The 15,033-nt window shown below is 71.2% G+C and carries 13 protein-coding genes and 1 riboswitch; of the genes, 11 read left to right on the top strand and 2 right to left on the bottom strand.

Annotated features, from left to right (window positions below; translation table 11 throughout):
• Positions 1 to 19 precede the first annotated feature (19 nt).
• The 10 genes from clsA to gcvP all read left to right on the top strand — a co-directional run bounded on the left by clsA (position 20) and on the right by gcvP (position 9,048).
• Positions 20 to 649: a cardiolipin synthase ClsA gene (gene clsA, locus BJ986_RS15235; RefSeq protein ID WP_337795408.1), complete on the top strand. Its 630-nt coding sequence runs from the start codon at positions 20 to 22 to the stop codon at positions 647 to 649.
• Positions 646 to 1,647 (top strand): DUF881 domain-containing protein, encoded by a 1,002-nt coding sequence (locus tag BJ986_RS15230; RefSeq protein WP_179423067.1) that lies wholly within the window; start codon positions 646 to 648, stop codon positions 1,645 to 1,647. Before clsA ends, BJ986_RS15230 begins: the two co-directional genes overlap by 4 nt.
• Positions 1,644 to 1,976: a DUF1290 domain-containing protein gene (locus BJ986_RS15225; protein ID WP_179423065.1), complete on the top strand. Its 333-nt coding sequence runs from the start codon at positions 1,644 to 1,646 to the stop codon at positions 1,974 to 1,976. Before BJ986_RS15230 ends, BJ986_RS15225 begins: the two co-directional genes overlap by 4 nt.
• Positions 1,973 to 2,755: a DUF881 domain-containing protein gene (locus tag BJ986_RS15220; RefSeq protein ID WP_179423063.1), complete on the top strand. Its 783-nt coding sequence runs from the start codon at positions 1,973 to 1,975 to the stop codon at positions 2,753 to 2,755. Before BJ986_RS15225 ends, BJ986_RS15220 begins: the two co-directional genes overlap by 4 nt.
• Before the next feature lie 118 nt (positions 2,756 to 2,873).
• On the top strand, positions 2,874 to 3,263 hold the full coding sequence (gene gcvH / locus BJ986_RS15215) for a glycine cleavage system protein GcvH (RefSeq protein ID WP_179423061.1): 390 nt from the start codon (positions 2,874 to 2,876) through the stop codon (positions 3,261 to 3,263).
• A 111-nt stretch (positions 3,264 to 3,374) separates the two neighbouring features.
• Complete coding sequence (locus BJ986_RS15210; RefSeq protein ID WP_179423059.1) at positions 3,375 to 3,830, top strand: FHA domain-containing protein; 456 nt, start codon at positions 3,375 to 3,377, stop codon at positions 3,828 to 3,830.
• Between the two features lie 8 nt (positions 3,831 to 3,838).
• Entirely contained in the window at positions 3,839 to 4,567 is a 729-nt protein-coding gene (ftsR, locus tag BJ986_RS15205) for a transcriptional regulator FtsR (RefSeq protein WP_337795406.1), read from the top strand.
• A 19-nt stretch (positions 4,568 to 4,586) separates the two neighbouring features.
• Positions 4,587 to 5,084, top strand: coding sequence for a bifunctional nuclease domain-containing protein (locus BJ986_RS15200; RefSeq protein ID WP_179423057.1), 498 nt, complete (start codon positions 4,587 to 4,589; stop codon positions 5,082 to 5,084).
• 212 nt (positions 5,085 to 5,296) lie between these two features.
• Positions 5,297 to 5,887 (top strand): MerR family transcriptional regulator, encoded by a 591-nt coding sequence (locus BJ986_RS15195; RefSeq protein WP_179423056.1) that lies wholly within the window; start codon positions 5,297 to 5,299, stop codon positions 5,885 to 5,887.
• A gap of 101 nt (positions 5,888 to 5,988) precedes the next feature.
• Positions 5,989 to 6,094: riboswitch (glycine riboswitch) on the top strand.
• A gap of 71 nt (positions 6,095 to 6,165) precedes the next feature.
• The gene (gene gcvP, locus BJ986_RS15190; RefSeq protein ID WP_179423053.1) at positions 6,166 to 9,048 is read left to right on the top strand and encodes an aminomethyl-transferring glycine dehydrogenase; all 2,883 of its coding nucleotides are present in this window, start codon (positions 6,166 to 6,168) and stop codon (positions 9,046 to 9,048) included.
• 42 nt (positions 9,049 to 9,090) lie between these two features.
• Here gcvP and BJ986_RS15185 read toward each other — a convergent pair whose 3' ends face one another.
• Both BJ986_RS15185 and BJ986_RS15180 read right to left on the bottom strand, forming a co-directional pair.
• On the bottom strand, positions 9,091 to 12,168 hold the full coding sequence (locus BJ986_RS15185; protein ID WP_179423051.1) for an AAA family ATPase: 3,078 nt from the start codon (positions 12,166 to 12,168) through the stop codon (positions 9,091 to 9,093).
• A complete protein-coding gene (locus BJ986_RS15180) occupies positions 12,165 to 13,364 on the bottom strand; it encodes an exonuclease SbcCD subunit D C-terminal domain-containing protein (RefSeq protein ID WP_179423049.1) in 1,200 nt (399 codons plus the stop codon). The genes BJ986_RS15185 and BJ986_RS15180 overlap by 4 nt, the downstream gene beginning before the upstream one ends.
• Before the next feature lie 142 nt (positions 13,365 to 13,506).
• Between BJ986_RS15180 and BJ986_RS15175 the strand changes: the two genes are divergently transcribed.
• Positions 13,507 to 14,988, top strand: a complete 1,482-nt coding sequence (locus BJ986_RS15175; RefSeq protein ID WP_179423047.1) for a glutamate-cysteine ligase family protein — start codon at positions 13,507 to 13,509, stop codon at positions 14,986 to 14,988.
• The last annotated feature ends 45 nt before the right edge of the window (positions 14,989 to 15,033 follow it).

Raw genomic sequence — 15,033 nt, 5'->3', positions numbered from 1 at the left:
CGGCCGTTAGGCTGCCTGCGTGCCAGCACGCGACGACCGGGGGAGCCGCGACGGCGGGAGCCTCGTGAGCGAGCCCGTGGTCTCGGACAGGGTGCTTACCCTGCCCAACGTGCTCTCCGTGCTGCGGCTCGTGGGCGTGCCGATCTTCCTGTGGGCCATCCTGGCCGAGCACGACATCATCGCGCTCGTCACCCTCATGCTGTCCGGCGTCAGCGACTACCTCGACGGCAAGATCGCGCGTCGCTTCGGGCTGGAGTCCCGCCTCGGCCAGCTCCTGGACCCGTTCGCGGACCGGCTCTACATCGCCACCACCCTGCTCGGGCTGGCCCTGCGCCACATCATTCCGTGGTGGCTGGTGGGCGTCCTGGTCAGCCGGGAGGTGCTGCTCGCAGCGGTCCTGTGGTGGATCCGGCGCTACGGCCAGACCGGCCTGCCGGTGCACTTCGTCGGCAAGGCAGCGACGTTCAACCTGCTCTACGCCTTCCCCCTGCTCCTGCTCGGCGAGGGGACGAGCACCTTCGCCCACTGGGCCCTGCCGATCGGCTGGGCGTTCGCGTGGTGGGGCACCGTCCTCTACTGGGTCGCCGGGGTCATGTACATCGTGCAGGCCCGGCAGGTGGTCGCCGCTCACCCGGTGCCGGCGCGATGAGCACCAGGCCCACGTCGCACCGCGACGAACCACCACCGGTCACCCCCGCGGGACGTCGCCTCGACGAGTCCATGACCCTGCTCATCTCGATGATGGAACGGCCCCTGGACCCCGGGTATGCCGCCGCCGCGGCCGAGCGCGAGGCCGCCGGCCTGCCACCGAGCACCGGCACGCAGACCCCGGTCGTCGTGGTGGCCTCCGTGGTGGCAGGGCTGCTGTTCGCCCTGGGTGCCGTCGCGCTGCGTACCCCCTCGTCGTCCGCCATCACTGCCAAGGCCAACCTGGTCAGCCAGATCCAGACGCGCCGCGCCGCGGTCGAGAAGCAGGGGGTGGCCCTGCGCGCACTGCAGTCCCAGCTGGACAAGCTCCAGGCGCAGGCCCTCGGGCAGGACGGGTCGTCGCTGAAGAGCCGGCTGGCCACGCTGACGCTGGCAGCGGGCGCCGAGCCCGTCACGGGCAAGGGGATCAAGGTCGTGCTCGACAACGCCCCGGGCAGCGGCGGCACGAGTGCCGACGGGAACCCACGCACGAGCGCGAAGAAGGACGACGGCAAGGTCTTCTCCAAGGACCTGCAGATCGTCGTCAACGGCCTCTGGGAAGCCGGAGCGGAGGCGATCTCGGTCAACGGCCAGAGGCTGACCTCCACGTCGGCCATCCGCTTCGCGGGCGAGGCGATCCTGGTCAACTTCCGTCCACTCGCCAGGCCCTACACGATCAGCGTGATCGGGGACCCCGCGAGCCTGCAGGTCGAGTTCGCGGGCAACGACGGCGGGGCGTACGCGCGCGCCCTCAAGGACAACTACGGGATCCGTGTTTCCATTGACGCCGCGGACAAGCTCACCCTGCCGGCCGCCACGTCCTTCACCGTGCGTGCGGCGAGGGTCCCCAAGCCGCAGAGCAGCGCCCCGGCCCCGACCGGCTCCAGCTCACCCAGCTCACACAGTCCGTCCACTACGCCCAGTCCGTCCACTACGCCCACGTCTGCGAGTTCACCGTGATACCCCTGCTCGGCCTCATCGGCGGCGTGCTGGTGGGACTCCTCTGGGGTCCCGACGTGCCGATCGCCCTCCAGCCCTACCTGCCCATCGCCGTCATCGCGGCGCTCGACGCGGTCTTCGGAGCGGTCCGGGCGGTTCTCGACGGCATCTTCAACGACAAGGTGTTCGTCGTGTCCTTCCTGGCGAACGTCGTGGTCGCGGCGTTCATCGTCTTCCTCGGTGACCAGCTGGGCGTGGGCTCGCAGCTCAGCACCGGCGTCGTCGTCGTGCTCGGGGTGCGGATCTTCTCCAACGTCGCCTCGATCCGCCGGCACCTGTTCAAGGCATGACCGCCGACCGGCCAGGCCTCCCGGGCTCGGGCACCCCGGGCACCCCGCAGCCCGTGGACTCGTCGTGGCGGACGCTCTTCCGGATGGCGCGCCCGAGGGCGACCCGGGCCAACGCCTTCGCCGCCCTCCTGGCGATCGTGCTCGGCTTCGCCATCGCGACCCAGGTGCAGCAGACCAACCAGAGCGGGCTGGAGCAGCTGCGCGAGGACGAGCTGGTGCGCATCCTCGACGACGTCAGCCAGGAGCAGAGCCGGCTGGCGGCGGACACCCGCGCGCTCGAGGTGAGCCGCGACAAGCTGGTCTCGGGGGTCGACTCCAGCGCCGAGGCGCTGAAGTCCGCCCAGCAGCGGCTCGACACCCTGGGGATCCTCACCGGCACGGCGCCGGCCACCGGCCCGGGTGTCGTCATCACCATCAGCGACGCCGACCACAAGATCACCGCGGCCCGGCTGCTCGACGCCCTCCAGGAGCTGCGCGACGCCGGAGCCGAGGCCGTCCAGATCGGGGACGTGCGCGTCGTGGCCGAGACCTGGTTCGCCGACGCAGACGGCGCGATCGAGATCGGGGGGGAGCGCGTCACCCAGCCCTATGTGATCAAGGCCATCGGCGACAGCGCGACGATGGCCTCGGCGATGGACATCCCCGGTGGCGTGAGCGAGTCCGTCCGCGGAGACGGTGCGGTCATCACGGTCGTGCAGTCCAACGACGTCGCGATCACCGCGTTGCACAGTCTGAGCGAGCCTCGTTACGCTCGGCCCGTCCCGGCGCCGTCTCCCTGAGCTCTTCACCCGCAGTACCTGGTGCCGCAGCCCCGCACTCCCGCAGTCCCGCCCTGTGACCCGCCGGCACGGCAGTCGCCGACAGGTCCGTCCCCACCACCACCCACCGAGGAGCATCATGAGCGAGCTGGACTACCCCCAGGACCTGCGTTACACGGCGGAGCACGAGTGGGTGCGGTCGGGCGACGACGGCACGGTGCGGATCGGCATCACCTCGTTCGCCCAGGACTCCCTGGGTGACGTGGTCTACGTCAGCCTGCCGGCGGTGGGCGACACCGTCGCTGCCGGCGACGCGTGTGGCGAGGTCGAGTCGACCAAGTCGGTCAGCGACCTGTACGCACCGCTCGCCGGTGAGGTGACGGCGGTCAACGACTCCCTCGACTCCACCCCCGAGCTCGTCAACAGCGACCCCTACGGCGAGGGCTGGATGTACGAGCTGCGCCCGGCGGACGCCGCGGCCGTCGACGCCCTGCTCGACCCGGCGGCATACCAGGCCCTTCTCGGCTGACCCGCCGGGACGCGTCGTTCGCAGATTTCGCTGCGGACGACCCCGGCGTCCCCTAGGGTGTGTGCTTTGCTAGAGGGGGCGGACAGAACCATCACGAGGAGTGCGGACCTGATGAGCGGCACCGAGAACGACGACCAGACATCGCGGTCCCACGAGCCGACGACCATGCGGTTGCCCGGCATCCACGACCTCGAGCAGGTCGACACCAGCGCCGAGGTCGAGATCGCCCTGAGCAAGGCCGACCAGGCCACCGTGGACGCCCTGCGGCCGGGCACCGCGCTGCTGGTCGTCCTGCGGGGCCCCAACACCGGCGCCCGGTTCCTCCTCGACGACGACGAGGTCAACTCGGGGCGACACCCTGACAGCGACATCTTCCTCGACGACGTCACGGTCTCACGCAAGCACGCCAACTTCCGCCGCGAGGGCAACACGTTCGTGGTGCGCGACGTGGGCTCGCTCAACGGCACCTACGTCAACCGCGAGCGGATCGACCAGGCCACGCTGCAGACGGGTGACGAGGTCCAGATCGGCAAGTTCCGCCTCGTGTTCTACGCCGGCAAGGCCTGAAGCACCTGGTGAGTGCCCGTACGGCGCGACAGTCCATGACGATCGGCGCGGTCCTGGCTGCCCTCAAGCAGGACTTCCCCGACGTCACGATCTCCAAGATCCGCTTCCTCGAGGCCGAGGGGCTGGTCACGCCGGCCCGCACGGCTTCGGGCTACCGCACGTACGCGGCGCACGACGTCGAGCGCCTGCGCTACATCCTCACCGCGCAGCGCGACCACTTCTGGCCGCTCAAGGTGATCGCCTCCGCGCTGGACGCCATGGACCGGGGCCTGACCCCCGAACGTACCGACGCAGGGATGCCGCGCCCGACCGTGCCGACCCCGGTCCCCGATCCCGACGTCCCCAGCGCCGCCGCGCTGACGGCGGGGGGATCCCTGCGGCTCACCAGGACAGAGCTGGCCACCTCGTCCGGGCTCGACGCCGACACCGTAGACGCCCTGGAGAACTACGGCCTGGTCCATCCCGACGCGACCGGGCACTTCGGTGACGCGGCGCTCACGGTCGCGCACACGGTCGCCGCGCTGGCGGCATACGGGCTCGAACCGCGGCACCTGCGGCCCTTCCGCACCGCCGCCGACCGTGAGATCGGCCTGGTCCAGCAGGTGGTGACGCCGCACCGCTCGACCACCGCGAAGTCGGCCCGCGGGGGACCGCGGACCGATCCGACGGGTGAGGTCCTCCGGTTGTGCATCGCCCTGCACGCCGCTCTCGTGAGGGACGGGCTCCAGCGCGGCTGAAGCGGGTTAAGGTGGAACGGTGAAGGTCCTCGAGGTCCTCGGAGTCCGGGTGGAGATGCCCACCAACCACCCCATCGTGCTGCTGCGGGAGCGCGACGGTGACCGCTACCTGCCGATCTGGATCGGCGCGGCCGAGGCGACGGCCATCGCCTACGCCCAGCAGGGCATCGAGCCGCCGCGACCCCTCACCCACGACCTGATGAAGAACGTCATCGAGGGGCTGGGGCACCGGCTGACCGAGGTGCGCATCGTCGAGCTCCGGGACGGGGTCTTCCACGCCGCGCTCATCCTCGACGGGACGACGGAGATCTCGTCACGGTCCTCCGACGCCATCGCCCTGGCCCTGCGCACCGGCACCACGATCGTCGCGGGGGAGGCGTTGCTCGAGGAGGCCGGCGTGGCGATGTCCGGCGAGGAGGACAAGGACGACGAGGTCGAGCGGTTCCGCGAGTTCCTGGACCACGTCTCGGCGGAGGACTTCGAGACCAAACCGGACGAAACCGGGACAACTGGCTGACCGCGATCCGCGGTTTCGTGCTCCCAACCGTCACTCTCAACTGAACATCGAGAGTATGCCGTCCGGCCGCGACACGCCGAAGGGCGAAGGTCGAGTGGTTGTTGACCTTTGGTTCCGTGCGGCCTTACCTTCGGCACAGACCCGTAATGCGATGGGTGTAACTACACCGCGTCGGCATTGCCCACCGCGTAACCAGCAGAACGTTCCAGGAGGTGAGTGCTGTGAACACGAGCAACGAGGCTCAGCATGGCCACACAAGCGTGCCCGCGTCGGCACAGGGGCTGTTGTTCACGGACGACCTTCCCGAGCTGAGCGACGACATCGGCTACCGCGGTCCGACCGCGTGCAAGGCCGCCGGCATCACCTACCGTCAGCTCGACTACTGGGCGCGCACCGGTCTGGTCGAGCCGTCGGTGCGCGGGGCTACCGGCTCCGGCACCCAGCGGCTCTACGGCTTCCGCGACATCCTCGTGCTCAAGGTCGTCAAGCGACTGCTCGACACCGGGGTCTCCCTCCAGCAGATCCGCGTGGCGATCACCCACCTGCGTGAGCGTGGCGTGGAGGACCTGGCCCAGATCACGTTGATGAGCGACGGCGCCTCGGTCTACGAGTGCACGTCCGCCGACGAGGTCATCGACCTCGTCCAGGGTGGTCAGGGAGTCTTCGGCATCGCCGTCGGCCGGGTCTGGCGCGAGGTGGAGGGCGAGCTCGCCGCACTGCCCAGCGAGCGCACCGACGACGAGGCCCCGGCGGAGCACCCCGGCGACGAGCTGCGCGAGCGCCGCGCCGCCCGGCTGGCCTGAGAGCGTCGGCCGAGTCCGGCCGTTCGACCCCGACGCGAAGCGTCCACCACTGCCGCCATTCCTTCGGGAACGGCGGCAGTGTTGTAGATTGGCCATGCTGAACATCCCGCGCGGGAGAGTCCCCGCGTGCACCTTCGGGTCGCACGGCGGGGCGCCGAAGGGGCAAACTCCCCGGAACCTCTCAGGCGCCAGGACCGCGTGGGACAGGCACCTCTGGAGCGGCTCGGCGTCGTGACAGATGGGGAGGCGATCCGAGCACACCGAGCTTCAGGAGCCTCATGTCCGCCCAGTTCAACCCCGACCTGCCCGAGTTCGCCGGTCGCCACATCGGTCCGTCAGCTGCCGATGTCGACGCCATGCTCGCGGTCGTCCGGCACAGCTCGCTCGATGCCCTGGTCGACCATGCCCTGCCGGGTGCGATCCGCACCGACGGCCCGCTGCGGGTGGAGCCCGCGGCGTCCGAGGCTGCCGTGGTCGAGGAGCTGCGCGCCCTGGCCCGCCGCAACCAGGTGATGACCTCGATGATCGGGCTCGGCTACTACGGCACGCTCACCCCGGCGGTCATCCAGCGCAACGTCCTGGAGAACCCCGCCTGGTACACCGCCTACACGCCCTACCAGCCCGAGATCTCGCAGGGTCGGCTCGAGGCCCTGCTCAACTTCCAGACCGTGGTCAGTGACCTCACCGGACTCACCACGTCCGGCGCCTCGCTGCTCGACGAGGGCACCGCCGCCGCCGAGGCGATGACGTTGATGCGGCGCTCCAGCAAGGCCGCGGCCGACGCCGTGCTCGTCGTCGACCGCCACGTGTTCCCCCAGACGCTCGCCGTGATGCAGACCCGGGCCAAGCCACTGGGCCTGGCAGTCGTCGTGGCCGACCTCGACGGCGTGGACTCCGCCGAGGCCCTGCGCGCCGCGGCCGGGGACCTCCCCGTGTTCGGCGTCCTCGTGCAGTACCCGGGTGCCGACGGCGAGCTGCGCGACTGGCGCGCCCTGGCCAGCGCCGCCCACGAGGCCGGCGCGCTGGTGACGGCCGCGGCGGACCTGCTCGCCCTGACCCTGGCGGTCGCGCCGGGGGAGTGGGGTGCGGATGTGGCCGTCGGCACCAGCCAGCGTTTCGGTGTGCCCATGGGCTTCGGCGGTCCCCATGCGGGCTACATGAGCGTGCGCGCGGGCCTCGAGCGGTCGCTGCCGGGCCGGCTCGTCGGGGTGAGCGTCGACACCGAGGGAGCGCCGGCATACCGGCTCGCCCTCCAGACGCGCGAGCAGCACATCCGCCGCGAGAAGGCGACCTCCAACATCTGCACGGCGCAGGTGCTCCTCGCCGTGATGGCATCCATGTATGCCGTCTACCACGGCCCCGCGGGCCTGGCCGCGATCGCGCGGCGGGTCCACGGCCACGCCGAGACCCTGGCCGCCGGGCTGACCGCTGCGGGGATCGAGGTCACCACCACGAACGTGTTCGACACCATCACCGTGTCGGTGCCGGGCCGCGCCGACGAGGTGCTCAGCGAGGCGGCGCAACGTGGCGTCAACATCTGGCGGGTGGACGCCGACCACGTGTCGATCAGCGTCGACGAGACCACGGACCTGCGCGACCTCGAGGCCGTCTGGAGCGCGTTCGGCGTCGCCGGGCCGACCGAGGTGACGGTCGCCGAGCTGACCTGGCCGGAGCACCTGGTCCGTACCAGTGACTACCTGACCCACCCGGTGTTCAGCAGCCACCACAGCGAGACCTCGATGCTGCGGTACCTGCGTCGGCTGTCCGACCGCGACTTCGCCCTCGACCGCGGCATGATCCCGCTGGGGTCCTGCACCATGAAGCTCAACGCCACCACCGAGATGGTCGCGGTCACCTGGCCCGAGTTCGCCCACCTGCACCCCTTCGCCCCGGCGCACCAGACCGAGGGGATCCGCGGCCTGATCGGCGAGCTGTCCGACTGGCTCTGCGAGATCACGGGCTACGACGCGGTGTCGCTGCAGCCGAACGCCGGTTCGCAGGGCGAGTTCGCGGGGCTCCTGGCCATCCACGCCTTCCATGAGGCGAACGGCCAGTCGCAGCGAAACATCTGCCTGATCCCGGCCAGCGCCCACGGCACGAACGCCGCCAGCGCGGTGATGGCCGGCATGAAGGTCGTCGTCGTCAAGACCGCTGCCGGTGGTGACATCGACATGGACGACCTGAGGGCCCAGGTCGACCAGCACCGCGACGACCTCGCGGCCATCATGGTCACCTACCCGTCGACGCACGGCGTCTTCGAGGACACCATCACCGAGCTGTGCGCCCTCGTCCACGACGCGGGTGGCCAGGTCTACGTGGACGGGGCCAACCTCAACGCCCTCGTCGGACTCGCCCGTCCGGGCAAGTTCGGGGCCGACGTCTCGCACCTCAACCTGCACAAGACCTTCTGCATCCCGCACGGTGGCGGCGGCCCGGGGGTCGGTCCGGTGGCGGTCCGGGCGCACCTCGCGCCGCACCTGCCCAACCACCCGTTGGCCGCCGAGGCGGGACCGGAGACGGGGGTCGGCCCGATCTCGGCGGCGCCCTACGGCTCGGCGAGCATCCTGCCGATCTCGTGGGCGTACGTGCGGCTGATGGGCGGTGCCGGCCTGACCCGCGCCACGCAGGTGGCCGTGCTCAACGCCAACTACATCGCGGCGCGGCTGCGCGAGCACTACCCGGTGCTCTACTCCGGCCACGACGGCGTCGTCGCGCACGAGTGCATCCTCGACCTGCGCGAGCTCACCCGGCGCAGCGGAGTCAGCGTCGACGATGTGGCCAAGCGGCTCATCGACTACGGGTTCCACGCGCCGACGATGTCCTTCCCGGTGGCGGGGACCCTCATGGTCGAGCCGACCGAGAGCGAGGACCGCTACGAGATCGACCGGTTCTGTGACGCGATGATCGCGATCCGCCACGAGATCGCCGAGGTCGAGTCCGGTGAGGTGGCCGTCGTCGACAGCATGCTGCGCAACGCGCCCCACACGGCGAAGGCCCTGGCCGGAAAGTGGGAGTACCCGTACGAGAGGTCCGCAGCGGCGTTCCCGGTGGGGGTCGAGGCGGCCGACAAGTACTGGCCCCCGGTGGCCCGGATCGACGGCGCCTACGGCGACCGCAACCTGGTCTGCAGCTGCCCGCCCCCCGAGGCGTTCGAGAGCTGAGCAGTCCGACCAGCCGCCTGACCGGCCGCCAGAGCGCGACGGTCAGGCGGCTGGCGCGGCCTCGTCGGTGCTGGTCACCTGCACCGACGAGCCGCGCTCGGTCTTGCGGACCACGACCTGGCTGGTGATCCGGGTGCGGAGCTCGGCGACGTGGCTGACCACCCCGACGGCCCTGCCCCCCTCGCGCAGGTCGTCGAGCACGGCCATCACCTGTTCGAGGCTCTCGTCGTCGAGGGTGCCGAACCCCTCGTCGACGAAGAGTGTCTGGAGGTCGAACCCACCTGCCTCCTCGCGGACGGCGTCGGCCAGCCCCAGGGCGAGGGCGAGCGAGGCCATGAACGACTCACCACCGGACAGTGAGGTGGTCGCTCGCGCCTGACCTGTCCACAAGTCGAGCACCTCCAGGCCGAGGCCACTGCGGGCGCCACGGGCCGCGAGCCCGTCGGTGTGACGAAGCTGGTAGCGGCCCTCACCCATGTGCGCGAGCCGCTCGTTCGCCAGCGTCGCGACCTTCTCCAAGCGAGCCGCCAGGACGAACGCGGACAGGCGCATCCGCAGCTCGTTGCTCGCGCTGGTGCCAGCCACGGTGTCGGCGAGCTCGCGGATCACCTGGTGGTGTGCCTCGGCCTTCACGATCCGCCCGCACAGGTCGCTGATGCTGCCGCGCACGCGGTCGAGCCCGGCGATCGTCCGGCGCACCAACGTGTCGGCGGCGACGGCGGCCGTGTGGGCGCTGTGCGCGGCCTCCCGCGCCACGGCCAGGGCGGCGATGTCGACCTCGGCGGACTCGAGGGCCTTGCCCACCTCGGGGTCGGCCAGCGTGGTGCGGGCCACCAGGGCGGCTTCGTCGTAGGCGGCCACGGCCTCGCGCAGCCGCACAACCTCCACCTCCGGGAGCCGTCCGGCGCGCGCCTCGTCGGCGCTGGAGAACCCGGCAGCACGGAACGACTCGTCGGTCGCCGACGCGACGCCGTCGGCATCGCGCTCGGCCCGGTGCAGCTCCTCGACGGCGGCTGCGTGCGTGGTGGCCGCCGTGACGGCCCTCGCGTGATGGGTGCCAGTGGCGGTCAGCGCCTCGGGATCCAGCAGGGCTGACGTGTCCGACGAGTGTCGGTCCCCGGCCTCGGCGCACGGGCAGTGTGCGGCGTGCTCGTCCAGTGCCTCGGTGAGGGCCGCCCGCACCGCCTCCAGCTCGGCGGTCGCGTCTGCGATCCGCGAGGTGAGGGTCGAGCACCTCTGGCGATCGTCCGAGAGCGTGGTGGCTATGGCGTCGACGGACTCCGCGAGGGTCGCCACCCGGGTGCGGGCTCCCTCGACGGACTGGGCCAGTGCCGACGCGTCGTCGAGCTCCTGTCGGGCCAGCGCGACGGCCGCCTCGAGGTGCGCCTGGTCGCCGGACTCGTCCGCGAGCTGCTCGCGGAGCTGGACCACGGTCGCCGCGATCGCTGCCTCGGTGCGTTCGGTCTGCGCCACCTGGGCCGCGGCGCGCTGCCACTGGTCTTCCGCCTCGGAGACCTGGTCGGCCGTCACGAGATCGGTGGACGATGCGAGGTGGGGATGTTCACTGGCCCCACAGACCGGGCAGGGCTGGCCCCGCTCGAGGCGGCTGGCCAGCTCGCCGGCCATGGCGTCGAGGCGCGCCTGCCGGCGGTCCTGGTAGACGTCCCGCAGGTCCTGCGCCGTCGAGCGGTGCTCGGCCAGCTGGGCCTGACAGGTCCGGTGCCGCGCGAGGGCCTCGTCGAGGCTGAGGCGCGCCAAGAGCAACGCCCGGGCGCGCTCGAGCCGCGCCGTGGCGCCCTCGAGTCGTGCCGCACCCTGCTCGGCGGCGGCCAGGGTGGAGGTCGCCTCGACCAGCTCGGCTCGTGCCGCGGCCTCCGCCCGGGTGGACTGCTCGACCCGCTCCGTCGTGGTGGTGAGGTCGCGCTCGAGCCCGGTGAGGGCCCGTGCGCGTTCGTGCAGGGCCAGCTGCGCCCGCTGTGCGGTCGACAGGACAAGCGTTCCGGCCTCCAGGCGCTCGACGACCTGCTGGACCGCCTCGGCGCCCCTGCCCTCGAGCGCCCACCGGGCCACATCCGGGCGAGTCGCCTCGACGCCTCGTCGGGCCGACTCCAGCGCGCTGGTCACCCGGTCGAGGGCCTTGAGGTCGCCGGCAACCGTCGCGGCCCGCTCGGCGAGCTGGATCCTGGCAGTGTGGGCGTCCCGCAGCTCGGCCTCCGCCGCGAGGGCAGCCAAGGTGGCCCGCGCCGCAAGCCCGCGAGAACGACGGGCAACGGTCTCCGAGGCCACGGCGTGAGCGGTGGCGGCCGTCTCGTCCGCCAAGCGGGTGGCGTCGACCGCGGCCAGCCTGGCGGTCGACGCCTCGTCGAGTGCCTGCCGAGCTGCCTCGAGGGCGGCCGGGAGCTGGTCCACCGGCAGCTCGGACCAGTGCTGCGCGCCCGCCTCGATCGCCGGTGCGTCGGCCAGGACGTCCGCCAGCACGGCGAGGTCGGCGTTCAGCGCGGCCCGGTGCTCGGCGACCGCGGCCGCGGAGTCCTTGCGCTGCACGGCGAACCAGTCCTCGATCCCGGCGAAGGACGAGACGTCGAAGAGGCGCTCGAGCAACGATCGGCGTTCCTCCGGCGTGGCTCGCAGGAACGCGGCGAAGTCTCCCTGGGGAAGCAGCACGACCTTGCTGAACTGCTCGAGCCCCATGCCGAGGACGTCCTTGACGACGTCCGCGATCTCGTCGTGACGCGTGCTGAGCGCAACCCAGTCGGTGCCGCGGCGTTCCCACAGCACAGCCTTGGCCTGCACCGTGGTCTCTCCCTTCCCCCGGGACTTGGGACGCCGGAACTCCGGCGAACGCTCGATCTTGAGGCGCCGCCCCCCGGCGGTGAACTCGAGCGTCACGCTGGGCACGACCCCGCGGTCCGCGTGGTCGCTGTGCAGCTGCTTCTTCGAGCGGGCGCCGGGGACGTCGGCATACAGGGCGAACGCGACAGCGTCGAGCAGGCTGGTCTTGCCCGCCCCCGTCGCGCCCCTGATCAGGAAGAGGCCCCCGGCCGACACGGCGTCGAGGTCGACCTCCACCTTCGTGGCGAAGGGCCCGAAGGCGGTCGCCTGGAGTCGATGGAGCCTCATGCCACGCCTCGCTGCGGCCTGCTCACGGAGAGCGGGAGCTGGCCCTCGTCATCGTCGCCGGCACGTTGGATGCGGACGGCCTCGACGGCGGCCGCCAGCACCGACTGCTCTTCCTCGGACGGTCCGTGGCCGCTGCGCACGTGGCCGAGGAACGAGCAGCACACGTCGAGGTCGGACTCCGCTGTGGTGCGCTGCGCGTAGCTGCGCACGGGCACCGGCGCCCCCTGGGGGTCGAACTGAAGCACCAGCGTGTGGGGGAAACGCCGCCTGAGCTGCTCCATCGCCCCGAGGGGACGGATGGGGTCGGTCAGCGTCACCTGGCACCAGGCACGTTCGGCGGGGGTCAGGGCAGGGTCGGTGAGCAGCAGGTCGATGTCGCCGCGCAGGACGGCCAGTGGGCGTGCGACCGGCGCGTCGACTGCCTCGACCCGCACCACGGTGTCACCGTCCCCGGACGCCTCGATGTCCACCAGCCAGGAACCCTTGGTGTGTCCGGCCTCGCTGAAGGAGAGCGGGACCGGGGACCCGCTGTAGCGCGCGCCCTCGCTGACCCGCTGACGCCCGTGCAGGTGACCGAGTGCCACGTAGTCGGCGCCGCCGAAGACCTCCGGGTGGACGGCGCAAACCCCACCGACCGAGATGTCGCGCTCGGAGTCGCTGGTGGCCCCGCCGGTGACGAACGCGTGAGCCATCACCACCGACGGTGCACCCCGCGCCGCCCTGTCCGCGTCGACCCTGGCCATCGCCGCACGCAGCACCCCGGCGTGCGACCGCTCCGTGGCGCCCAGCGGGTCGGCGGCCACGGCAGGCTCGAGGTAGGGCAGGGGATAGACGGCCACGCCGTCGACGACGACCGGCAGCCCGATCGAGTCGACGGAGGTGCGGATGTGCAGCCCGGCGCGGGACAGCAGCTCACTGGCGAACCCGAGCCGGATGGCCGAGTCGTGGTTGCCGCTCGAGAGGATCACCGCGGCCCCCGCATCGATGAGCCGCGTGACGGCGGTCGACAGGAGCTCGACGGTGTCGGGGGAGGGAAGCGCGCGGTCGTAGACGTCACCGGACACCAGGACGGCGTCGACCCCCTCTGAACGCACCGTCTCGACGAGGTGGTCGACGAAACGCGCCTGGGCGTCGAGCAGCCCCACCTGGTGGAACGAACGCCCCAGGTGCCAGTCGGAGGAGTGGAGGAACCGCACACCTGAAGGCTAGGAGCGCACACCGACAGCCGTTGGCAGGCGCGCCCTGCGCATGGTTAGGTCATCACAGCTCCACGAACGACGCAGCCCCACCCATGACGCAGCCCCACCCATGACGCAGCCGCCAGACCGAGGAGGTCCCGTGGGCGAAGAGGTCAACGCGCAGAGCTACACGCGCGAGCAGCGCCAGCGCTACCGCGAGAAGGTGCGGCAGAACCTCGACGTCTTCGAGCGCATGCTCGCGCAGAGCCAGTTCGAGTTCGAACGGCCGATGACCGGGATGGAGATCGAGCTCAACCTCGTCGACGACGGCTACCAGCCGAAGTTCGCCAATGCTGAGGTCCTGGAGGCGATCGCCGATCCCGGGTACCAGACCGAGCTCGCGCAGTACAACATCGAGCTCAACGTCCCGCCCAGGCCGTTGCCCGGCGACTCGGCCATCGAGCTCGAGGACGAGATGCGCGCCTCCCTCAATGCGGCCAGTGCTGCCGCGGAGAAGCGGGGCGCCCACATCGTCGCCGTGGGGATCCTGCCCACGATCATGCCCGAGCACTTCGAGGGCGAGTGGATCAGCGCGAACAACCGCTACACCGCCCTCAACGACTCGATCTTCTACGCCCGGGGCGAGGACATCTACCTCGACATCGAGGGGCCGACGGGAGAGCGCGTCGCGACCTACTGCGACTCGATCGCCCCCGAGTCCGCGTGCACGAGCGTGCAGCTGCACCTCCAGGTCGCGCCCCAGGACTTCGCCGCCCACTGGAACGCTGCCCAGGCCCTGGTGGCACCGCAGATCGCCCTCGCCGCCAACTCGCCCTACTTCTTCGGCAAGCGGCTGCACGCCGAGACCCGGATCGAGCTGTTCAGCCAGGCCACCGACACGCGCAGCATCGAGCTCAAGAACCAGGGTGTGCGGCCACGTGTCTTCTTCGGGGAGCGCTGGATCACCTCGATCTTCGACCTCTTCGAGGAGAACGTCCGGTACTTCCCGGCCCTGCTCGCCGAGGTCAGCGACGAGGACCCGGTCGCGCTGCTCGACGCGGGCCAGGCTCCGTCGCTGCCCGAGCTGCGGCTGCACAACGGCACGGTCTACCGCTGGAACCGCCCCATCTACGACATCGTCGACGGCACGCCCCACCTGCGCGTGGAGAACCGCGTCCTGCCGGCCGGACCGACCCTGGTCGACGTCCTGGCCAACGCCGCCTTCTACTACGGCGTCATCCGCAAGCTCGCGTCCGACGACCGCCCGCTCTGGACCAAGATGAGCTTCGCCGCCGCCGAGCAGAACTTCCACAACGCCGCCCGTGACGGGATCGAGTCGAAGCTGTACTGGCCGGGGTTCGGCGAGGTCAGGGCGGAGGAGCTGGTGCTGCGCCACCTGCTGCCGATGGCCCACGAGGGGCTGGCCGACTGGGGGGTCTCCGAGGCCGTCCGCGACCGCTACCTGTCCGTCATCGAGGGCCGCTGCAAGACCAGCACCAACGGCGCCACCTGGCAGAGCGGCACGGTCGACCGGCTCGAGGCGGCCGGCATGGACCGGCAGACGGCACTCGCCGAGATGCTGCGGCTCTACGCCAAGCACATGCACAGCAACGAACCGGTGCACACCTGGCCGCTGCCCTGACCCCGGGCGTTGTCCGACCCAGGCGCTACGGTGTTCTCAGACCTT

It is taken from the genome of Pedococcus badiiscoriae, from assembly GCF_013408925.1.
GTDB lineage: Bacteria > Actinomycetota > Actinomycetes > Actinomycetales > Dermatophilaceae > Pedococcus > Pedococcus badiiscoriae.
Note: the sequence above shows the minus strand (reverse complement) of the source record. Positions and strands in the feature narration are given on the sequence as shown.